This window comes from Macromonas bipunctata (assembly GCF_002837135.1).
Taxonomy (GTDB): Bacteria; Pseudomonadota; Gammaproteobacteria; order Burkholderiales; family Burkholderiaceae_C; genus Macromonas_A; species Macromonas_A bipunctata.
Map to the genome: position 1 here is coordinate 1 of NZ_NWBQ01000030.1, position 19,041 is coordinate 19,041.

At 67.2% G+C, this 19,041-nt stretch carries 20 protein-coding genes and 1 tRNA gene; 9 read left to right on the top strand and 12 right to left on the bottom strand.

The features are described from left to right. Nucleotides 1-184 precede the first annotated feature (184 nt). Entirely contained in the window at nucleotides 185-484 is a 300-nt protein-coding gene (rpsT, locus tag CON76_RS04710) for a 30S ribosomal protein S20 (protein ID WP_205758178.1), read from the bottom strand. 129 nt (nucleotides 485-613) lie between these two features. Between rpsT and CON76_RS04715 the strand changes: the two genes are divergently transcribed. Further along, on the top strand, nucleotides 614-1,720 hold the full coding sequence (locus tag CON76_RS04715) for a fatty acid desaturase (protein ID WP_205758179.1): 1,107 nt from the start codon (nucleotides 614-616) through the stop codon (nucleotides 1,718-1,720). A gap of 99 nt (nucleotides 1,721-1,819) precedes the next feature. Continuing rightward, nucleotides 1,820-3,271 carry a DEAD/DEAH box helicase gene (locus tag CON76_RS04720; RefSeq protein ID WP_101102202.1) on the top strand — a complete coding sequence of 484 codons (1,452 nt, stop codon included), beginning with the start codon at nucleotides 1,820-1,822 and terminating at the stop codon, nucleotides 3,269-3,271. On the opposite strand, the gene CON76_RS04725 is transcribed toward CON76_RS04720, so the two are convergent. After that, nucleotides 3,268-4,128 (bottom strand): symmetrical bis(5'-nucleosyl)-tetraphosphatase, encoded by an 861-nt coding sequence (locus CON76_RS04725; protein ID WP_101102203.1) that lies wholly within the window; start codon nucleotides 4,126-4,128, stop codon nucleotides 3,268-3,270. The genes CON76_RS04720 and CON76_RS04725 overlap by 4 nt on opposite strands. 60 nt (nucleotides 4,129-4,188) lie before the next feature. Here CON76_RS04725 and CON76_RS04730 point away from each other — a divergent pair, with 60 nt between their 5' ends. Beyond that, the gene (locus CON76_RS04730; protein WP_101102204.1) at nucleotides 4,189-4,542 is read left to right on the top strand and encodes a carboxymuconolactone decarboxylase family protein; all 354 of its coding nucleotides are present in this window, start codon (nucleotides 4,189-4,191) and stop codon (nucleotides 4,540-4,542) included. Between the two features lie 43 nt (nucleotides 4,543-4,585). Here CON76_RS04730 and CON76_RS04735 read toward each other — a convergent pair whose 3' ends face one another. Beyond that, entirely contained in the window at nucleotides 4,586-5,248 is a 663-nt protein-coding gene (locus tag CON76_RS04735) for a c-type cytochrome (RefSeq protein WP_101102205.1), read from the bottom strand. 39 nt (nucleotides 5,249-5,287) lie between these two features. After that, complete coding sequence (gene ftsY / locus CON76_RS04740; protein ID WP_101102206.1) at nucleotides 5,288-6,418, bottom strand: signal recognition particle-docking protein FtsY; 1,131 nt, start codon at nucleotides 6,416-6,418, stop codon at nucleotides 5,288-5,290. Between the two features lie 29 nt (nucleotides 6,419-6,447). Here ftsY and CON76_RS04745 point away from each other — a divergent pair, with 29 nt between their 5' ends. From CON76_RS04745 to CON76_RS04765, 5 genes are read left to right on the top strand one after another with little or no spacing between them, the layout of a single operon-like run. Then, nucleotides 6,448-7,908 (top strand): M16 family metallopeptidase, encoded by a 1,461-nt coding sequence (locus CON76_RS04745; RefSeq protein WP_240592770.1) that lies wholly within the window; start codon nucleotides 6,448-6,450, stop codon nucleotides 7,906-7,908. Continuing rightward, nucleotides 7,905-9,296, top strand: a complete 1,392-nt coding sequence (locus CON76_RS04750; RefSeq protein WP_101102207.1) for a M16 family metallopeptidase — start codon at nucleotides 7,905-7,907, stop codon at nucleotides 9,294-9,296. The genes CON76_RS04745 and CON76_RS04750 overlap by 4 nt, the downstream gene beginning before the upstream one ends. Nucleotides 9,297-9,304: 8 nt before the next feature. Next, the gene (rsmD, locus tag CON76_RS04755) at nucleotides 9,305-9,928 is read left to right on the top strand and encodes a 16S rRNA (guanine(966)-N(2))-methyltransferase RsmD (protein ID WP_101102208.1); all 624 of its coding nucleotides are present in this window, start codon (nucleotides 9,305-9,307) and stop codon (nucleotides 9,926-9,928) included. Nucleotides 9,929-9,937: 9 nt separating this feature from the next. Continuing rightward, nucleotides 9,938-10,471: a pantetheine-phosphate adenylyltransferase gene (coaD, locus tag CON76_RS04760; protein WP_101102209.1), complete on the top strand. Its 534-nt coding sequence runs from the start codon at nucleotides 9,938-9,940 to the stop codon at nucleotides 10,469-10,471. Nucleotides 10,472-10,486: 15 nt separating this feature from the next. Next, nucleotides 10,487-10,738: a YfhL family 4Fe-4S dicluster ferredoxin gene (locus CON76_RS04765; protein WP_101102210.1), complete on the top strand. Its 252-nt coding sequence runs from the start codon at nucleotides 10,487-10,489 to the stop codon at nucleotides 10,736-10,738. Nucleotides 10,739-10,759: 21 nt separating this feature from the next. On the opposite strand, the gene CON76_RS04770 is transcribed toward CON76_RS04765, so the two are convergent. The 8 genes from CON76_RS04770 to CON76_RS04805 form a co-directional block, all read right to left on the bottom strand. Further along, nucleotides 10,760-11,989, bottom strand: coding sequence for a YbfB/YjiJ family MFS transporter (locus tag CON76_RS04770; protein ID WP_101102267.1), 1,230 nt, complete (start codon nucleotides 11,987-11,989; stop codon nucleotides 10,760-10,762). A 117-nt stretch (nucleotides 11,990-12,106) separates the two neighbouring features. Further along, entirely contained in the window at nucleotides 12,107-12,754 is a 648-nt protein-coding gene (pth, locus tag CON76_RS04775) for an aminoacyl-tRNA hydrolase (RefSeq protein ID WP_101102211.1), read from the bottom strand. Nucleotides 12,755-12,828: 74 nt separating this feature from the next. After that, the gene (locus CON76_RS04780; RefSeq protein WP_101102212.1) at nucleotides 12,829-13,452 is read right to left on the bottom strand and encodes a 50S ribosomal protein L25/general stress protein Ctc; all 624 of its coding nucleotides are present in this window, start codon (nucleotides 13,450-13,452) and stop codon (nucleotides 12,829-12,831) included. Between the two features lie 92 nt (nucleotides 13,453-13,544). After that, complete coding sequence (locus tag CON76_RS04785; protein WP_205758180.1) at nucleotides 13,545-14,516, bottom strand: ribose-phosphate pyrophosphokinase; 972 nt, start codon at nucleotides 14,514-14,516, stop codon at nucleotides 13,545-13,547. Nucleotides 14,517-14,612: 96 nt separating this feature from the next. Further along, nucleotides 14,613-14,689: transfer RNA gene (locus tag CON76_RS04790), tRNA-Gln, on the bottom strand. An 88-nt stretch (nucleotides 14,690-14,777) separates the two neighbouring features. Beyond that, nucleotides 14,778-15,674, bottom strand: coding sequence for a 4-(cytidine 5'-diphospho)-2-C-methyl-D-erythritol kinase (ispE, locus tag CON76_RS04795; RefSeq protein ID WP_101102270.1), 897 nt, complete (start codon nucleotides 15,672-15,674; stop codon nucleotides 14,778-14,780). Nucleotides 15,675-15,697: 23 nt separating this feature from the next. Beyond that, nucleotides 15,698-16,279 carry a lipoprotein insertase outer membrane protein LolB gene (locus tag CON76_RS04800; RefSeq protein ID WP_101102213.1) on the bottom strand — a complete coding sequence of 194 codons (582 nt, stop codon included), beginning with the start codon at nucleotides 16,277-16,279 and terminating at the stop codon, nucleotides 15,698-15,700. Next, nucleotides 16,276-18,153: a tetratricopeptide repeat protein gene (locus CON76_RS04805; protein ID WP_169928984.1), complete on the bottom strand. Its 1,878-nt coding sequence runs from the start codon at nucleotides 18,151-18,153 to the stop codon at nucleotides 16,276-16,278. The genes CON76_RS04800 and CON76_RS04805 overlap by 4 nt, the downstream gene beginning before the upstream one ends. Nucleotides 18,154-18,199: 46 nt before the next feature. On the opposite strand from CON76_RS04805, the gene mutM reads away from it, so the two are divergent. Further along, nucleotides 18,200-19,024 (top strand): bifunctional DNA-formamidopyrimidine glycosylase/DNA-(apurinic or apyrimidinic site) lyase, encoded by an 825-nt coding sequence (gene mutM / locus CON76_RS04810; RefSeq protein WP_101102271.1) that lies wholly within the window; start codon nucleotides 18,200-18,202, stop codon nucleotides 19,022-19,024. Nucleotides 19,025-19,041: the final 17 nt, after the last annotated feature.

Here is a 19,041-nt window from a genome sequence, read left to right on the forward strand (position 1 = left end):
CGGGACGTGAACGCGGCCAAAAACATTCTCGCGGCGGGGCATCGCCGTCTGGCAGCAGGAATCCCCGTCCTTTAAGGCGGGGAGGATGTCAATTGTGCGGGCTTTGCTGGCAGCGCACCCGGTACAAACAGCGGGCTAAAGTGTCAGCCCGGGCTTGAGATATATGTGGGTTAGGTGCCGGGTATCAGGCAGCGGCCAGCGCCAGTGCCTTGACCTTGGCCGACAGGCGGCTCTTGTCGCGGGCAGCCTTGTTCTTGTGGAAGATGCCCTTGTCGGCAATGATGTCCACCACGGCTTGCATCTTGGAGAACAGTTCGGTCGCCTTGGTCTTGTCGCCGGCCAGCACGGCCTTCTCGACGTTCTTGACGGCGGTGCGGTACTTGGAACGCAGCGAGCTGTTGGCGGCGTTCAGCTTGACGTCTTGGCGGGCGCGCTTGCGGCCAGAGGCCAGACGGGGGTTCTTTTTCTTCGGCTTGGTTGCCATGATTTAAATTCCTTGAGGGTTTGTGGATGTTGCCAGCAAACCGCGCATTATAAACGCTGACCGCCACTGCGGCCAGCGTTTGATGTAGGTCAACACCCGCGCTGCACACTGGCACTAGTATCGCCGTCCATGATGTCGTCCGATACCTCCGCCTCTTCCTACGCCGCGCCCGAGCCGATTGCGCCGGGGGCGCCCATGCCGCACCGCAAGATCATCCGCAGCTGGCTCACGCCGCTGGCCGAGCGCCGCACCGGCCTGGGGGTGGCGCTGCTGTTGCTGGATCTGGCCATCTACGCTGCGCTGCTGGTGGGCACGGTGGTGTTGAGCGCCTGGTGGGCCAAGCTGCTGTGCGGCGTGGTGGCCGGCTTCTGGATCGGGCGCCTGTTCATCATCGGCCACGACGCCTGCCACCAGAGCTACACCCCGCACCGGGGCCTCAACCGCTGGCTCGGCCGCATCGCCTTCATGCCGTCGCTCACGCCCTACAGCCTGTGGGAGGTCGGCCACAACGTGGTGCACCACGGCTACACCAACCTCAAGGGGGTGGACTTTGTCTGGGCGCCGTGGACCAAACAAGAATTCGAGGCCTTGCCACCACGCCGCCGCGCGCTGGAGCGCCTGTACCGCAGCGGCTGGGGCCCGGCGTTCTACTACCTGATCGAGATGTGGTGGCTGCGCATGTACTTTCCGCGCAAGACCTACATGGGCACGCGCCGCCCCGAATTTCTGTGGGACAACGTGCTGGTGAGCGCCGTGGGCGTGTTGTGGATTGCGGGCATGGCCGCCGCCGCCTGGTGGACGGGCCAGTCGGTGCTGCTGCAGCTGCTGATGGGTTTTGTGGTGCCGTTCCTGTTCTGGAATGCCATGATCGGTTTTGTGGTGTACGTGCACCACACCCACACCAGCGTGCAATGGCACGATGAAAAGGCCGCCTGGGCCAAGGCCGCACCGTTCGTGTCCACCACCGTACATTTGACGTTTCCGTGGCGCTGGGGCGGCCTGATGCACCACATCATGGAGCACACCGCGCACCACGTGGACATGAGCGTGCCGCTGTACCAGCTCAAGGAAGCGCAAAAAGTGCTGGAAGACGCGCTGCCCGAGCGCATCATCGTCCAGCGTTTCAGCTGGCGCTGGTACTTTGACACCGCACGCAAGTGCAAGCTGTACGACTTCACGCGCCGCTGCTGGACCGACTTCCAGGGCCAGGCCACCAGCGTCCCGGCCTCGGCATAAGCCCGACGCCACGCCAGCTGCAACGGGGGCCACGGGCCCCCATTTCCGTTGCGGCAATGCGCGCACGTTGTGCCCCAAGGTGCGACAATACGAGCTTACATGACCCAAAAATCCTTTTCTGAATTGATGCTGGCCGAGCCGCTGGCACGTGCGGTGGCCGACATGGGCTACACCGCCATGACCCCGATCCAGGCGCAGGCCATCCCGGTGGTGTTGCAGGGCCGCGACGTCATGGGCGCTGCCCAGACCGGCACCGGCAAGACCGCCGCGTTCTCGCTGCCCCTGCTGCAACGCCTGCTCAAGCACGCCAGCACCTCCACCTCGCCTGCACGGCATCCGGTGCGGGCCTTGGTGCTGCTGCCCACGCGCGAGTTGGCCGACCAGGTGGCGCAGCAGCTGCAGCAGTACGCCCAGCACACGCCGCTGCGCACGGCGGTGGTGTTTGGTGGCACCGACATCAAGCCCCAGGCCCTGACGCTGCGCCAAGGGGTGGAAGTGCTGGTGGCCACGCCAGGCCGCCTGCTGGATCACATCGAATCCAAGAACTGCGCCCTGCACCAGGTGGAATACGTGGTGCTGGATGAGGCCGACCGCATGCTTGACATCGGCTTTCTGCCTGCGCTGGAACGCATCCTGAGCTACCTGCCCAAGCAGCGCACCACGCTGCTGTTCTCGGCCACGTTCTCGCCCGAGATCAAGCGTCTGGCCAGCAGCTACCTGCAAGACCCGGTCACGGTCGAGGTGTCGCGCTCCAACGCCACCGCTTCCACGGTGGAGCAACGTTTCTTCCAGGTCGATGACGACGACAAGCGCGCCGCCATCGCCCAGCTGATGCGCGAGAAGGCCATCCGCCAAGCGTTCGTGTTCGTCAACAGCAAGCTGGGCTGTGCCCGGCTGGCGCGCAGCCTGGAGCGCGAGGGCCTCAAGACCGCCGCCCTGCACGGCGACAAGAGCCAGGACGAGCGCACCAAGGCGCTGGAAGCCTTCAAGGCGGGCGAGGTGGAGCTGCTGGTGTGTACCGATGTGGCCGCGCGCGGTCTCGACATCAAGGACGTGCCGGGCGTGTTCAACTTCGACATCCCGTTCAACGCCGAGGACTACGTCCACCGCATAGGCCGCACCGGCCGTGCCGGGGCCTCTGGGCTGGCGGTGTCGTTCGTCACCGCGCGCGACGCCAAGGCACTGGCCGACATTGGCAAGCTGATCGGCAAGAAGGTCGAGGTGGAAGCCCTGGAGCTGGCGCGCGACCGCCGCCCCACCGGCCGCATCAACGACGGCCAGCGCCTGTGGCACGACGAGCGCAACCGCAGCGAACGCCCGGCCCCCGCCGAGCGCGCCCCGCGCTACAGCAGCCGCCCCAGCCGCGCTCCGGTCGATCCGTTTTTTGACAAGCCATATGAGCCCGCGCCCAGCGCCGCCGAGGCCAAGCCCGCCTGGGAGGCCGCCAGCCAGCCCACCACGGCGCGCGGCGTGTCGCCGTACATCAAGTCGCGGCGCAAGGTGGCGGCGCTGTTCAAGAGCCTGCCCGTGGCGGAGCAGGCCGACGCCTAACGCTTGTTGTTGATCCCAGGCCGCTGCGCCTGCGGGCAGGGCACCTGGATCAGGCTGACTGCGCCGGGCGTGCCCGGGCTGGCGGTGCCAGACAGGCACGCCGCCGTCAGGCAACCGCCCCAGACGCAGCCGGTATCGAGCGCCAGCAGATTGGGGCGTTGCAACAGCCCCAGCGTGGACCAGTGGCCAAACGCGATGGGGGTGTCGGCACTGCGCCGGTTGGGCACATCAAACCACGGCATGAAGCCGCCGGGCGCGGCCCCGGCGCTGTCTTTGGTGTCGAATTCCATCACGCCATTGGCGCTGCAAAAACGCAAGCGCGTCAGGGCATTCACCACCACGCGCCAGCGGTCATGGCCCTGCCAGCCGTCATGCCAGTGGTCGGGCTGGTTGCCGTACATGTGGCGCAGCCAGTGCGGGCCGTCGCTGCTGCGCAGCATGACCGATACTTCATCGGCCAGCGCCACGGTTTGCGCGGCACTCCATTGCGGCAACACGCCCGCATGCACCAGCAGCCAACCCTGCGTTTGCAGGGCCAGCGGGCGCTGGTGCAGCCAGTGCAGCAGCGCGTCGCGGTCGGGGGCGTGCAGGATGGCGTCCAGCGTGTCGCTGCGGTGCAGCGGGCGCGCCCCGGCCGCCACCGCCAGCAGGTGCAGGTCGTGGTTGCCCAGCAGGCAGTGCGCCGAGGTGCCCAGCGCCACCAGGCGGCGCAGCACCGCCAGCGAATCCGGCCCCCGGTTCACCAGGTCGCCCAGCAGGTACAGCGTGTCGCGGCTGGCGGAAAAGTCGATCGCATCGAGCAGACGTTGCAGCGGCTGGTCGCAGCCTTGCACGTCGCCAATCAGGTAAGTGGCCATGAACGGATTATGGGTGCTAAGATACCCCTATCCCTATTTTTTCGATACAGGAGTTGCCACATGAGCACGTTCGACCACGCCAGCCTGACCAAGGACATCAACCAGGCACTGGGCACTTTCCGCAAGTCGCAGTCCGAGACCATGCGCGGCTTTGCGCAGCTGGCGCAGGCGTCGATGGCTGAAGGGGCGGTGAGCGCCAAGCACAAGGAGCTGATGGCGCTGGCGATTGGCGTCACGCAGCGTTGCTCGGGCTGCATCGGCTTTCACACCAAGGCGCTGCACAAGCTGGGCGCCACCCGCGCCGAGCTGGAAGAGACGCTGGCGGTGTGTGTGTACATGGGTGGCGGCCCGGCCCTGATGTACGCCTCGGAGGCGATTGCAGCGTGGGAGGCGCTGGAAGCGCCCGCCGCCTGAGGCCGGGGCGCTGCCGCAGCGGCGCCACACCAGCCCATCCGCATCAACGGCTGCCGAGGTACTCTGCCACGGCGGCCATTTCGTCGTCGGTCATGGCGCGGGTGGTGGCGTGCATCTGGCCTTGGTCGTTGGTGCGACCGCCTTGGGCGAACTGGCGCAGCTGCTCGCGCAGGTAAGCCGGTGACTGGCCTGCCAGTCGTGGCAGATTTGCTTGCCCCAGTGCTTGCGGGCCGTGGCACGAGGCGCAGGCAGGCACGCCCGTGGCCGGGTTGCCCACGTGGTAGAGGTATTGCCCGCGCGCCGCCAGGTGCAACTGTGTGGCGGGCGTGCGCCCGGTGGGCTGGCGCTGGTAGAACTGGCCCAGAGCCAGCATCTCGTCCGGTGTCAGCGGGGTGGTGCTGTGCGCCATGGCGCTGCTGACGCGCCGGTCGTGCTGGAACGCCCCCAGCTGCTTGGCCAGGTATTCGGCGTTCTGCCCGGCCAGGCGCGGGAAGGTCAGATCCGCATTTTGGCCCTGGGTGCCGTGGCACGCCGCGCAGACCTGGGTGGCGATGCGCTGGGCGCGCGCCGGGGCGCTGTCGTGGCCGGTCTGTGCGCTGGCGTGGCCCGCCACAGCGCCCGCCAGCAGCAGGCCTACCGCCAGCCAAGGGCGCCGGCGCGTCGCTGGCCGGTGGGGCAGAGAGGGCTTCAGGAATGAACGCGGCATGGGGTTTCCTCCGTGGGTGGTCGGCGCACAGGGCGGGCTTCAGTTCAGCAGGGCTTGCGCAAATTCGCTGGCACTGAAGGTTTGCAGGTCTTCCAGTTTCTCGCCCACGCCGATGAAGTACACCGGTACGCTGCGCCCCGCTTGTTGCGCCCACATCGCAATCGCGGCCAGCACGCCGCCCTTGGCGGTGCCGTCCAGCTTGGTCACGATCAGCCCGGTCAGGCCCAGGGCTTCGTCAAACGCCTTGACTTGGGCCAGCGCATTCTGGCCGGTGTTGCCGTCGATGACAAGCAGCACTTCGTGCGGCGCCGTGGCATCGGCTTTCTGCACCACGCGTTTGACCTTTTTCAGCTCTTCCATCAAGTGCAACTGGGTGGGCAGGCGGCCTGCGGTGTCCACGATCACCACATCGCGGCCACGGGCACGGCCTGCGCACACGGCGTCGTAGCTGACGGCGGCAGGGTCGCCACCTTCTTGGCTGATGATGTCCACCGTGTTGCGGTCGGCCCAGACGTGCAGTTGCTCACGTGCGGCGGCGCGGAAGGTGTCGGCGGCGGCCAGCAGCACGCTGGCCCCGGCGTTGGAAAGGTGGCAGGTGAGTTTGCCGATGGTGGTGGTCTTGCCCGCACCGTTGACCCCAGCCACCATCATCACCGTGGGGCCGTCGGGCTGGCCGCCGATGGCCAGGGCTTGCTCCAGCGGGCGCAGCAGGTCGGTGATGGCCTCGGCCAACAGGGTCTTGACCTGGGCCGGGTCGGTGGCCTTGGCGGCCTTGACGCGGCGTTTGAGGTCGTCGAGCAGGAATTGCGTGGCCTGGGTGCCGGTGTCGGCCAGCAGCAGCGCGGTTTCGAGCTCCTCGTACAGCGCGTCGTCGATCTTGGTGCCGGTGAACACTACCGCCAAGGTGGAGCCGGTTTTTTTCAGGCCCTGCTTGAGGCGGTTGAGCCAGCCTGCGCGCGCCGGGGCTTCGGGCTTGTCGGCGGGCTGCACCACCGCCAGGCTGGCGGAGCTGGCATCGCTGACCGCAGGTGCCTGGGGCGCCGGTGCCGGTGCAGCGGTGACAGCCGGTGCGGCGACGGGCGCGGGGGTGGGTGGGGTGTCTGCGGTGGACGGGGTGGCATCGGGCGCGGGGGCGCTGGAAAAGAATTTTTTCTTGAGGAAGCTGAACATAGGGCGTGTTTCTAGAATCAGAGGATTCTATGAAACCCTCGTTCCCCATGCTGTCTTTTGTCTTACGTGGTGCCGCGTGGGCACTGCCTGCCGTGGCGCTGGCCCAGACGCCGTTGCCGCCGGGGCCGTCCGTGCCCGCTGCCGGGGCGGTGCCCGCGGTGTCGGCGCAGGCCGCTGCCCCCGCTGCGGGCGTACACACCTTCCGCCTGGCCAATGGCATGACGCTGGTGGTGCAGCTTGACCGGCGTGCCGCCACCGCCGTCCACATGCTGTGGGTGCGCGTGGGGGCGATGGACGAGGTGGACGGCACCTCGGGCGTGGCACACGTGCTGGAGCACATGATGTTCAAAGGCACGCCCAGCGTGCCGGAGGGTGAGTTCTCGCGCCGGGTGGCCGAACTGGGTGGGCGCGACAACGCCTTTACCAGCAACGACGTGACCGCTTACCACCAGCAAGTGCCCGCCGACCGGCTCGAAGCCGTGATGCGCTTGGAGGCCGACCGCTTTGTCCACAACCGCTGGCCCGACGATGCGTTCCGACGCGAGATCGAGGTGATTAAAGAAGAACGCCGTCAGCGCGTGGAAGAGTCGCCCCAGGCGCGCATGTTCGAGGCGTTTGAGGCCGCCGCTTACCAGGTGCATCCGTACCGCCGTCCTATCATCGGCTGGATGAGCGATCTGCACGCCATGACCCCGGACGATGTGCGCGATTTTTACCGCCGCTGGTACGTGCCCGCCAACGCCGCTGTGGTGGTGGTGGGCGATGTGGATGTGGCCCAAGTGCGCCGTTGGGCCGAACGTCACTATGGCCGCATCCCGGCCCGTGCGGTGCCCGCACGCAAGGTACCGCAAGAACTGCCACAAGCCGGGCCGCGCCGCATGGAATACCGTGCCACCGTCAAACAACCGCTGCTGGTGTTGGGCTACCCAGCGCCGCGCTTGCAGCATCCCAAGGCCACCGCCGCCAGCGACCAAGACGCGCTGGCGCTGGTGTTGCTGGCTGGGGTGTTGGATGGCCACAACGGCGCGCGCCTGTCGCGGGCGCTGGTGCGTGAACACAAGCTCGCCGACAGCGTACACGCCTCCTTCGGCCTGATGGGGCGTGGCCCGCAGCTGTTTACCCTGATGGCCGCCCCTGCTGAAGGGGTCGCCCCCGCCACGTTGGAAGCGGCCTTGCAAGCCGAGGTGCGCCGCATCGCGCAAGAAGGCGTGAGTGCGGCTGAACTGGAGCGTGTCAAGAACCAGTGGAGTGCGGGCCAGGTGTTCCAGCGCGATTCCCTGTTTGCCCAGGCGCGCGAGCTGGGGCAGCACTGGGTGCTGGACTGGCCGCTGGATGCGACCGACACCCTGCTGCGCCGCCTGCGCACCGTCACGCCCGAGCAGGTGCAGGCCGTGGCTGCCCGCTACTTTGACGAACGCCAGCTCACCGCCGGTTGGCTGCTGCCCGAAGCCGACACCACCGCCAACACCACCGGTACCGCCACGCCATGAACGTCTCGCACCCTTACCCGCCCCTTCGCTCGCGCAGCAGCGGGCCACCGCATGGCCTGTGGCGCCGCACCCTGGCCCGTGTGGCCTGTGGTGTGCTGGCCAGCTGCGGCCTGCTGGTCCACGCCAGCCCCAGCATCGAACGCTGGACACACGCCAACGGGGCCAAAATCGCCCATGTGGCCGCGCCCAACTTGCCCATGCTGGACATCCAGATCGACGTGGACGGCGGCGACCGGCGCGACCCTGCCGCGCAAGCTGGGTTGGCCAGCGCCACCGCTTGGTTGTTGGACAAAGGTACCCAAGCCACACCCGAACATCCTGCGCTGGACGAAAACGCCACCGCCGAGGCCTGGGCCGACCTCGGTGCCCAGTTTGCCGCCAGCACCAGCCCCGACCGCTTTACCGTGCGCCTGCGCACCCTGACGCAGCCTGACCTGCTGCAACGTGCCGTGGCACTGGCCGCGCGCCAGCTGGCCGCGCCTGCCTTTGACCCGGCCACTTGGGCGCGTGAGCGTGAACGCCTGACCGCCGCTTGGCAAGAGGCCCAGACCCGGCCCGAAACCCACGCCCAGCGGCGTTTTACAGCAGCGGTGTACGGCAGCCACCCCTATGGCTACGATCCCCGCCCCGAGACTTGGAACGCCATCCACAGCGCCGACTTGCACGCTTTCTACCGCCAGCACGCGCGCCTGTGCGATGCCCGCGTCACATTGGTGGGGGCGGTAGATCGCCCCCGTGCCGATGCGCTGGTGGCGCAGCTGCTGGCCGGGTGGCAGCCGCACGGTTGTCCCAGCTTGCCGGGGGTGCCCGAGGTAGCGGCCTTGACCGCAGTGCAAGACATCCGCCTGCCGTTTGCCTCGGCCCAAGCCCACGTGTACGTGGGCCAGCCGGGCGTGGCCCGCTCCGACCCAGACTACTTTGCGTTGTTGGTGGGCAACCACATTCTGGGTGGGGGGGGCTTTACCTCGCGTTTGATGAAGGAAATCCGCGAACGCCGTGGCCTGACCTATGGTGTCAGCAGTCACTTCACGCCTTACCGTCACGCGGGTGCGTTTGAAGTCGGTATGCAGACCCGGCCCGACCAAGCTGCGCAGGCCGTGGCCCTGATCCGGCAAGAGTTGCAGCGTTTTGTGCAAGACGGCCCGACCGAGGCCGAACTCAAGGCCGCCCAGGCGGCCCTCATCAACGGCTTTGCGCTGCGGCTGGACAGCAACCGCAAACTGCTCGACAACGTGGCCAACATGGCTTGGCACGATTTGCCCGCCAATTACCTGGACACCTGGCCGCAACACATCGCCCGTTTGACGCGAGAGCAAGTGCGCCGGGCTTTCCAGCGCGTGCTGCAACCCGACCGCATGGTCACGGTGGTGGTCGGAGGCACGCCTTGAACACGAAAATGAAAACCAAAACACCCCCCAAACCCCCGTCCCGCACCGCCGCCCCGGTGGGCGAAGTCCGCATCATCGGCGGCCAGTGGAAACGCAGCAAATTGCCGGTGCCGCCCGTGCCCGGCCTGCGCCCCACGCCCGACCGTGTGCGTGAAACCCTGTTCAATTGGCTGGGGCAAGACCTGAGCGGCTGGCGCTGTGTCGATGCCTTTGCGGGCAGTGGCGCGTTGGGCTTTGAGGCCGCCTCGCGCGGTGCCGCCGAGGTGCGCGTGTTTGAGCGCGACCGCGCCTTGGTGGCCGGTTTGCAGCGCAACGCACAACGCCTGCAGGCCACCACGCTGCACATCCAGCCCGGCGATGCCCTGGCCAGCCTGCGCGCCCTCACACCTGGGGTGTGGAACGTGGTGTTCCTCGACCCCCCGTTTGGCGATGGCCACAACGATGCCCTGTTTGCCCAGGCCTTGCAGGCTGCGCTGCCCTTGCTCAAGCCCGACGGCTTCATCTACCTGGAAGCGCCCCGTGTGTGGGCCGACGACGAGCTGGCCGCCTACGGCCTGCGCGTCCACCGCCACGGCAAGGCCGGTCTGGTGCATTACCACGTGCTGGAGCGGGGCACGCCCGCCACCGCATAATCTGGCCCCATGAATGCCTTTGCCGATTCCTCCGCTGCCGCCCCCGCCCCAGCGCGCCGCATTGCCGTCTACAGCGGCACGTTCGACCCCATCACGCTGGGCCACGAAGATGTGATCCAGCGCGCCGCTGGCCTGTTTGACGAGCTGATCGTGGCCGTGGCCGTGGCCCACCACAAGAAAACCCGCTTCACGCTGGAGCAGCGCATCGCCATGGTGGCCGAAAGCATGCGCGCGTTGCCCCAGGTGCGCGTGTTGCCGTTCGAGGGCCTGATGATGGACTTCTGCCGCGAGCACGGTGCCTGTGCCGTGGTGCGCGGCATCCGTAACGTGGCCGACTTTGACTACGAGGCCCAGATGGCGGCCATGAACCGCAAGTTGCTGCCGAGTGTGGAAACTGTGTTCCTGCTGCCGCAGGCGCAGTTGCAGTGCATCTCCAGCACGCTGGTGCGCGAGATCGCCAAACTCGGCGGTGATGTATCCCAAATGGTCAGCCCCGGCGTGGCGGCGCAGCTGCGCGTGGCCACCGGCCCGGTCGAGCGTTGAACGGAGCCCCCCAGCATGGCCTTGATGATCACCGACGAATGCATCAACTGCGACGTTTGCGAGCCGGAATGCCCCAACGATGCGATTTCGATGGGCCCGGACTACTACCAGATCGACCCCAACCGCTGCACCGAATGCGTGGGCCACTTTGACGAGCCGCAATGCGTGCAGGTGTGCCCGGTGGAGTGCATTCCCATCCACCCTGAGCATGTGGAAAGCCGCGAGGCGCTGCTGCTGAAATACCAGCGTCTGCAAGCCGCCACCTGAGGCCCGGCGTTGCTGCGCCGCTCAGGGGGCGTGTGATACTTTGACCGGCGCGGCTTGCAGCGGTGAGGTGTGCAGCCGCTCCTCCCGCCGCAGCAAGCCCAGCAACACCACCCCGGCGGTCATGACGACGACCGTGACCAGCAGCGCCCCTTGGTAACTGCCGGTGGCATCGGCGATGTAGCCCGTCATGGCCGGGGCGGTAATCTGGGCCACGCCGTAGCTCAGGGTCATGCGCGCCATCGCCTTGGCCGGATTGGCCGGAAAACGCCGCCCCACCACCGTGAGCGTCAGGCTGACAATGCCGATGAACGTGGCCCCAAACAGCACCGCACCCACCACGTTGAGCGTCGGGTTCTGGCTGACCATCGGCAACACCAGCGATACGGTTTGCAACGCAAACGCCCACATGATGGCCGCCATGTGCCCGATGCGGTGCGCCACCTTGTCCCATCCGAAGCAGGCGGGGGCCGTGGCCAACCCGACCAGCACCCAGACCCAATGCGCTTGGCCCGCCAGCAGCGGCAACTTGGCCAGAATGGCGACCGTGAACGTGGCGCTGATGGCAAAACCAAAGCCCGCACAAAAATACGCTGCCGTCATCAAGCCCATCCAGCGCGGGCTCGGCGGGGCAGGAGCCGTTGCACTGCCCTGAGCGGTGCCCGCCAGAATGGCCGGTGCGGGCAACCAGCACCACGCGGGTACCCCAAACAACAGCCCCAGCCAGCCCAACCCCAGCCACTGCTGCTGCCACGTGAGCCAGTCCACCATCAGGCCCACACCCAGCCCGGACACCACAATCCCCAGCCCCACACCCATGAAGTGCAAGCCCAGTTCGGGCCGAAACTGGTGGCGTACCAGCCAGTTCAGCACCAGGCCCGATGCCAGCAACATGCCTGCGCTGCCCGCCAGCCCACCGGCAAAACGCCATACCGCCCACCACCACACGTTCTGCGTCAGACCCATGCCCAGCGTGCTCAAGATGGCCACCACCAAGCCCCAGCGGTAGAGCGTGAACTTGCGCTGCATGTCCCCCACCGAAGCCGCCAGCAGCGCCCCCGACATGTAACCCGCGTAATTGATAGTGGCCAGCCACCCCCCGGCCACGTGCGACAGGCCGGCTTGCTCCCGCATGATGGGCAACAGTGGCGTGTACGCAAAGCGTGCCAAGCCTATCGTCAAAATCAAGGCGCACACGCCCGCCACAATGACGCGAAAACGCGCCGCTGGGTCGGCGGTAAGGGTCTGGGACATGGAATGGGTCGGCATGGCAGCTTTCAACAGGGCGTGCCACGCATGGTACAAACTTGTGGCTGGGTGCGGTGGCCTTGGCCCCTTTTTTGTGCTACCGCCGATGGCCGCTGTGCCGGTTCAGGTGCGGTTGGTAGCGTCGGGCGGGATGGTGGCCGCTGCGGGCGGTGCAGGCCGTGGCGGTTTGGGCCGGGGTGGCTTGCTGGTGTGGATGTGGGCCGTGGCCTTGTCCATGCGGCCGTGCAGCAGGTCGGGCAGGGCGCGTACGGCGCGGTCTATGCTGGCGTGCAGCGCCTCGCGCTGGTCGGGGGCGGGCTTCTTCAGCACCCAATTCGCCACTTCGGACTTGTCGCCGGGGTGGCCAATGCCGATGCGCAAGCGCCAGTAATCGCTGTTGCCCAACTGGGCATGGATGTCGCGCAGGCCGTTGTGTCCGGCGTGACCGCCGCCTTTCTTCAGCTTGAGCTCGCCGGGGGGCAGATCCAGCTCGTCGTGTGCGACCAGAATTTCCTCGGGCGCAATCTTGAAGAAGCGCGCCAGCGCACCGACCGCCTGGCCGGAGCGGTTCATGTAGGTCATGGGCTCCAGCAGCCACAGCGGGCGGCCTTCCCAGGTGGTGCGGGCCATCACGCCAAAATAGCTGCGCTCGGGTTGCAGCGTCACTTTCAGTTCGCGCGCCACCGCCTCCAGCCACCAGAAACCGGCGTTGTGGCGCGTGTCCTCGTATTCCGGGCCCGGGTTGCCCAGGCCCACCAGCAGTTTGATCATGGTGTTGTCGTGCGGTTGGTGTCAACAAAAAGGCCCGCACAAGCGGGCCTTGAAGCGAGGCACAAGCCGAAGAATTACTTCTTCTTCTTGCCCTTCTTGTCGGTAGCGGCGGAGGCCACCGGTGCGGCAATCACTTCTTCCACCGGCGCCACGATGGTGGCCACGGTCGGGTTCGGCTTGCCGTGGGTGACGATCTTGACGCCAGCGGGCAGCACCAGGTCGTTGGCGTGGATGCTTTGGCCGCTGACAGCGTTGCCCAGATCCACGGTGATGAACTCGGGCAGCTGGATGGCCAGGCACTCGATTTCAATTTCGGTCATCACGTGGTTGACCACGCACTTGTCGTTCTTGACGGCGTCCGAAGTCTCGGCGTTGACGAAGTGCAGCGGCACCTTCTTGTGCAGGCGGGTCTTGTCGTCCACGCGCTGGAAGTCCACGTGCAGCACCAGCGGCTTGAACGGGTGGTATTGCACGTTGCGCAGGATGACTTTCTCGGTCTTGCCGCCCAGTTCCATGTCCAGCAGCGAAGCGTGGAAGGCTTCCTTCTGCAGGGCAAACCACAGCGGGTTGTGGTCGATTTCGATGGTGGCCGGCTCGGTGCCGCCACCAAACACGATGCCAGGGGTACGGCCGGAATTGCGCAGGCGGCGGCTCGCACCCGTGCCCTGCTTGGCGCGCTCAAAAGCGGTGAATTGCATGGTTTTACTCCAATGTAGGGACGCCCGCGACCAGACTGTCCCTGTTAAAAAAAGGCGCTTTCGGTGTTGAAAGCACCCCAGTGATGCGGGGTTTATTCCGCGAACAAACTCATGACCGACTCGCCGTTGGCAATGCGCTGGATGGTTTCACCCATCAGCGGTGCCACCGACAGCTGGCGGATCTTGGCACAGGCCTGCGCGGCTTGGCTCAGGGGAATGGTGTTGGTGACGACCACCTCGTCAAGCGCGTCGCCCTTGGAGATGCGGTCGATGGCCGGGCCCGAGAAGATGGCGTGCGTGCAGTAGGCGTACACGCTCTTGGCACCGCGTTGCTTGAGCACCTCGGCGGCCTTGACCAGTGTGCCAGCGGTGTCGATCATGTCGTCCATGATGACGCAGTTGCGGCCTTCGATGTCACCGATCACGTGCATCACCTCCGACACGTTGGCCTTGGGACGGCGCTTGTCGATGATGGCCATGTCGCAGCCCAACTGCTTGGCCAGCGCGCGGGCCCGCACCACGCCACCCACGTCGGGCGATACCACCAGCAGATCGGGGTAGTTCTTGGCGCGCAGGTCGCCCAGCAGCACCGGCGAGGCGTAGATGTTGTCCACCGGAATGTCGAAGAAGCCTTGGATCTGGTCGGCGTGCAAGTCCATCGTCAGCACGCGGTCCACGCCCACGGCTTGCAGCATGTTGGCCACCACCTTGGCGGTGATGGGCACGCGGGTGGAGCGCGGGCGGCGGTCCTGGCGCGCGTAACCAAAGTAGGGGATGACCACGCTGATGCGTTCGGCGGAAGCGCGGCGCAGCGCATCAACCATGATCAGCAGTTCCATCAGGTTGTCGTTGGTCGGGGCGCAGGTGGACTGGATGACGTACACGTGGCGCGCGCGCACGTTTTGCGTGATCTCGACCGTCACTTCGCTGTCGGAGAAGCGCCCGACGTTGGCTTGGCCCAGGGTGGTGCCCAGGTGCTGGGCGATTTCAGCGGCCAGCACGGGGTTGGCGTTGCCGGTGAAAAGCATGAAATCCGGTGTTTGCACTGGTGTGGAGGTGTTCATGGTGGGGCCCCGGGCGCTGAGGTGGTTGGAAAACAGCCTGAATAGAAAAACGGCCCACTAGGGGCCGTACAACTTGCGCTTTTCAAAAAAGAGATTTGGCAGGGGAGGAAGGACTCGAACCCTCGAATGCCGGAATCAAAATCCGGTGCCTTAACCAACTTGGCGACTCCCCTACACTGGTGATTTGCCTGAGCAAACTACCGATATGCAGTCTGTTGTTTGGCGCTGTGCTGAACAACGAAGCGAATTGTATACCGGTTTTCAGGCCTGTAGCGGGTGTGCTGACAAATTTCTGCAGATTTTTGCCTGCCAGCCGGGCGGCAGTGTGCCCAGGTCGATGTCGGTCTCGTTGGCTAGGGGGGCAAACAGTGCGCTGCCGGAGCCGGTCATGCGCCCTGGCAAGCCCTGTTGTTGCAGCCAGTGCAAGCCCCAACCGATGTCCGGGCACAGTTGTTGCGCCACCGCTTGCAAGCTGTTGTGGCCGTACTGGTACAGCGCTTGCGCATCCAGTGCCAGAAAGTCGTGCCTGTCCGCCAAGGTGCAGTCGCGCTGCAGCGCCGGGTGGCGGAAGATGTCGGGCGTGGCCACGCCGCTGGGCGGCTTGAGCACCAGAAAACGCGCCGGGGGCAATGGCACGGGCTGCAGTTGCTCGCCGATGCCTTCGACCCAAGCGTGGTGCCCGCCCAGAAAGAAGGGCACATCGGCGCCCAGCTGCAGGCCGATGGTCATCAGCTGCGGCAAGGGCAGGCGCAGGCCCCACAGCCGGTTGAGTGCGAGCAGGCAGCTGGCGGCGTCGCTGGAGCCCCCGCCCATGCCCGCTTCTTGCGGGATGCGTTTGTCCAGTGCGATGTGCGCGCCCCAGGTGCAGCCGGTGGCCTGTTGCAGGGCTTGTGCGGCGCGCACCACCAGGTCGTGCTCGGGCAGTGCGGGGGCGTCGCCGTTGAGGTCCTCGCGGCTGATGTGGCCGCCGGGTCGGCGTTGCAGGTGCAGGGTGTCGGCCCAGTCGATAAGCATGAACACCGATTGCAGCAGGTGGTAGCCGTCGGGCCGCCGCCCGGTGATGTGCAGGAACAGGTTGAGCTTGGCCGGAGCGGGCACGTCGTACAGCGCGCGGGGGGGGCAGGGGGGCGATGGCGCCCAGGAGGACGTTGAGGACACGGCGGGGGCAGGCAACAAAGGAATCAGGGTTCAAACACCAGGCGCAACTGGGCGCTGGGGGTGGGTTGCAGGCGCTGGGCCTGCAGTTTGCCGCTGGCGTGCTGGCTCAAGTCCACTTGCCAGCCGTCCACCGCCGTGGCGCGGCCCTGCAGCCAGTCGAACAGGGAGGCCAGCGGCAGGGCGGTGCCGGTGAGGTCGGCGCTGAGTTCGGCCATGTCGGGGTAGTGGCGCAGCTGTTCGCCGCGCTGCCATTGGGCGCCGCCATCGGCTTGCCAGCGCAGGGTGGCCACGGTGCTGCCCAGGGGCGAGAACAGTTGCATCTCGCCGGCCTCGCTGTCGCCTTGCAGTTCAAACCCGGCGCTGAAGTATTGCACCGGTTCGCGGTCGATGCGCACGCTGAGTTTGCCCGCCCAGTGGCGGCGCTCGGGCTGGGGCGTGGGGGTGGCTTGCAGTGCCGTGCTGGCTTCGGCGCTGGCGGATGTGCTGGGGGGCGCGGCGGTGGGAGCGCTGGCGCAGCCGGCCAGCAGCAGGGCCAGGCCTGACGCGAGAACCCAGGCTCGGCGCGCCGCGCGGTGCGGCGGCCGATGGGGGGAGCGTGTCGTCATGGCGCGAGTTCCACCTGCAGGCGTTGTAGCGTGGCACGCAGGGTGGGGTTGTCGGGCTTGAGACGCAGCCCGGCGCGCCAGGTCTCGCGCGCGGCGTCGCGCTGGTTCAGGCTCCACAGCACTTCGCCCAGGTGGGCGGCGATTTCGGCGTCGGGGTGCTGGGCGTAGGCTTGTTGCAGCAGGCGCGCCGCCTCGGGCAGGTTGCCCAGCCGGAATTCGACCCAGCCCAGGCTGTCGAGGATGTAGCCGTCGTCGGGCGCCAGCGCCAGGGCTTGCTGGATCAGGGCCTTGGCCTCGGGCAGGCGTTCGTTGCGGTCGGCCAGGGTGTAGCCCAGGGCGTTGTAGGCGTGGTGGTAGTCGGGCTGCTGGGCCATGATGGCGCGCAGCAGTTGTTCCATCTTGTCGAGCTGGCCGGCCTTTTCGGCGGTCATGGCGTGCTCGTAGCGCAGGTCCATGTCGTCGGGGAAGCGTTCGCTGGCACGCTCGAACACGGCCAGCGCGGTGCTGTACTCTGCTTGGTCGCGCAGCCACTGGGCCTGGGCCAGCCATTTGCGGCGTTCGGCGCTGGCGGGGGTGTCGGGCAGTGCGTCGAGCAGGGCCTGGCCTTGCGCCTGATGGCCCAGCCGCGCCAGCAGGTTGGCATGGCGCAGCACCACGGGCACGGGGTCTTCCAGTTTTTCGGTTTCCACGCGCTCCAGCCACGCGCTGGCGCCGGCCAGGTCGTTGTCTTCTTCGGCCATTTGCGACAGCAGCAGGTACACCGGGTAGTGGTCGGCCGCTTCGGTGCTGAGTTGCAGGTAGCGTTCCAGCGCCTGCCGGGCGGCGGCACGCTGCTGGGTCTGCCAGTGCAGCTGGCCTTGCAGCAGCCAGGCGCTGGCCAGGTTGGGGTGGGCTTGCAGCAGTTGCTGCAGCTGGGCCTGGGCGCTGGCGTGCTGGCGCTGTTCCATCAGCGCGCGGATATAGCCTTGCCACAGGCCGGTGTGGGCGTGTGCGCCGCTGTGCTGCAGGTGGCGCTGCACCAGGGCGCCTGCTTCGTCAGGCAGTTGGGGCATGAGCTCCAGCGCCAGCAGCGCGGCGTTGAGGTGGCCGGGATCGATGTGCAGGGCTTGCCGTGCCGAGGCCAGCGCCTGCGCCGGTTGCTGGTCGGCCAGTTGCAGGCGGCCGATGGTGGTGTGGGCGGCCGGGGCGGTGTAGGGCTGCTGGGTGGCGCTGTGCAGGGCTTTCTCGATGGCGCGCAGCGTGGCACCGGGGTGGCTGTTGCGCCCAACCATGGCGGGCAGGGCGCTGATGAGGTCGGGCCGCTGCACCACCGGAGTGTGTTGCAGCAGGCGCTGCAGCACCGGCACGGCATCGGCCGGGCGGTTGAGTGCCAGCAGGATCTGCAATGTGTAGCGCAGCGGCTCGGCCGTCTGGGGCAGGGCGGTGCTCCAGGCGCGTGCGGCGGCCAGTGCCGATTCGCCCGCACGGGCCTGCAGCGCCATTTCAATCGCGCGCCTGAACAGCAGCGGGTCGCGTGTCTTGCGCGCCGCGTCCAGCATCAGCGCGTAGGCGGGGCCGGGCTGCTGGCCACGCTGGTGCATCTCGCTGACCAGCAGCTGGTAGAACAGCCGCCCGTCCAGTGCCGACACGTGGGGGCTGGACGCCGCCGCTGTGGCATCCGCTGCCGCTGGCTCCTGCGCCACGGCAGGCAGTGCCAGCAGCGCGCTGGCCAATGCCGCTGCGCCCACACAGGCCTGGCTCCGGCCGCCGGGCATGCGCCAGGAGCCCTGGTGGGGAGCGGATTCTGCAGTCTGCGGCAACGCCGACGGCAATCCCGGTGGCAGCGGCGGGCGGGTGGTGGCAGCGGTGTGTGGTGTGGCAACGTCCCAATTCATGGCGGCCATGATAATAGATGCCCCTTGTCCACGCCTGTCTTGCACCATGCCGGAATTGCCCGAAGTTGAAGTCACCCGCCTGAGTTTTGCCGACCGCATTGCCGGGGCCACCGTGCTGGAGCTGCGTCTGGGCAAGCCCTTGCGCTGGCCGCTGGGTGTGGCGCCGCAGCGTGTGCGTGGCCTGACGGTGCAGCGGGTGCGCCGGCGTGGCAAGTATTTGCTGCTGGACTTGGCCCCGGCGGGGCTGTTGTTGCTGCATCTGGGCATGTCGGGCCGGGTGCAGTTTGCGCCGGACTTGCCCGCGCCCGGGCCGCACGACCACGCCGATCTGGTGACCACGCACGGCACCCTGCGCCTGCACGATCCGCGCCGCTTTGGCGCCGTGGTCTGGGCCGAGGAGGGTGAGGACGCGCCGATCGCGCAAAAATTGCTGGGCCGCCTGGGAGTGGAGCCCTTGCATGGCGACGCCTTTGAGGTGCAGCCCTTCTGGCAGGCCCTGCAGCGGCGGCGCAGCAGCGTCAAGCAGGTGCTGCTGGCGGGCGATGTGGTGGTGGGTGTGGGCAACATCTACGCTTCCGAGGCACTGTTCCGCGCCCGCATTGCGCCCACCTTGTCCGCCCACCAGTTGACGCTGGCGCAAGCGCAGGCGCTGCACCGGGCGATCATCGACGTGCTGGGCGAGGCCGTGGCGCTGGGCGGCAGCACCTTGCGCGACTTCCAGAACGCCTACGGCGAGGACGGCCACTTCCAGCTCAGTGCCCAGGTGTACGGGCGCAAGGGCCAGCCCTGTACCGTCTGCGCCAGTCCGATTCAAGGTATCGTGCAGGGGCAGCGTTCCACCTTCTTTTGCCCGCAGTGCCAGGCGGCCTGATGCAGCCCAACCGAAGG

Excerpts from the sequence above, each read along its gene's own strand:
- CON76_RS04780 (WP_101102212.1), bottom strand. The coding sequence starts at position 13,452 with ATGCAATTCACCGCTTTTGAGCGCGCCAAGCAGGGCACGGGTGCGAGC.
- CON76_RS04800 (WP_101102213.1), bottom strand. The coding sequence starts at position 16,279 with ATGACGACACGCTCCCCCCATCGGCCGCCGCACCGCGCGGCGCGCCGA.
- rpsT (WP_205758178.1), bottom strand. The coding sequence starts at position 484 with ATGGCAACCAAGCCGAAGAAAAAGAACCCCCGTCTGGCCTCTGGCCGC.
- CON76_RS04765 (WP_101102210.1), top strand. The coding sequence starts at position 10,487 with ATGGCCTTGATGATCACCGACGAATGCATCAACTGCGACGTTTGCGAG.
- CON76_RS04770 (WP_101102267.1), bottom strand. The coding sequence starts at position 11,989 with ATGTCCCAGACCCTTACCGCCGACCCAGCGGCGCGTTTTCGCGTCATT.
- CON76_RS04715 (WP_205758179.1), top strand. The coding sequence starts at position 614 with ATGATGTCGTCCGATACCTCCGCCTCTTCCTACGCCGCGCCCGAGCCG.
- CON76_RS04750 (WP_101102207.1), top strand. The coding sequence starts at position 7,905 with ATGAACGTCTCGCACCCTTACCCGCCCCTTCGCTCGCGCAGCAGCGGG.
- pth (WP_101102211.1), bottom strand. The coding sequence starts at position 12,754 with ATGATCAAACTGCTGGTGGGCCTGGGCAACCCGGGCCCGGAATACGAG.
- CON76_RS04805 (WP_169928984.1), bottom strand. The coding sequence starts at position 18,153 with ATGAATTGGGACGTTGCCACACCACACACCGCTGCCACCACCCGCCCG.
- rsmD (WP_101102208.1), top strand. The coding sequence starts at position 9,305 with ATGAAAACCAAAACACCCCCCAAACCCCCGTCCCGCACCGCCGCCCCG.
- coaD (WP_101102209.1), top strand. The coding sequence starts at position 9,938 with ATGAATGCCTTTGCCGATTCCTCCGCTGCCGCCCCCGCCCCAGCGCGC.
- CON76_RS04735 (WP_101102205.1), bottom strand. The coding sequence starts at position 5,248 with ATGCCGCGTTCATTCCTGAAGCCCTCTCTGCCCCACCGGCCAGCGACG.
- ftsY (WP_101102206.1), bottom strand. The coding sequence starts at position 6,418 with ATGTTCAGCTTCCTCAAGAAAAAATTCTTTTCCAGCGCCCCCGCGCCC.
- CON76_RS04745 (WP_240592770.1), top strand. The coding sequence starts at position 6,448 with ATGAAACCCTCGTTCCCCATGCTGTCTTTTGTCTTACGTGGTGCCGCG.
- CON76_RS04725 (WP_101102203.1), bottom strand. The coding sequence starts at position 4,128 with ATGGCCACTTACCTGATTGGCGACGTGCAAGGCTGCGACCAGCCGCTG.
- CON76_RS04730 (WP_101102204.1), top strand. The coding sequence starts at position 4,189 with ATGAGCACGTTCGACCACGCCAGCCTGACCAAGGACATCAACCAGGCA.
- CON76_RS04785 (WP_205758180.1), bottom strand. The coding sequence starts at position 14,516 with ATGAACACCTCCACACCAGTGCAAACACCGGATTTCATGCTTTTCACC.
- mutM (WP_101102271.1), top strand. The coding sequence starts at position 18,200 with ATGCCGGAATTGCCCGAAGTTGAAGTCACCCGCCTGAGTTTTGCCGAC.
- CON76_RS04720 (WP_101102202.1), top strand. The coding sequence starts at position 1,820 with ATGACCCAAAAATCCTTTTCTGAATTGATGCTGGCCGAGCCGCTGGCA.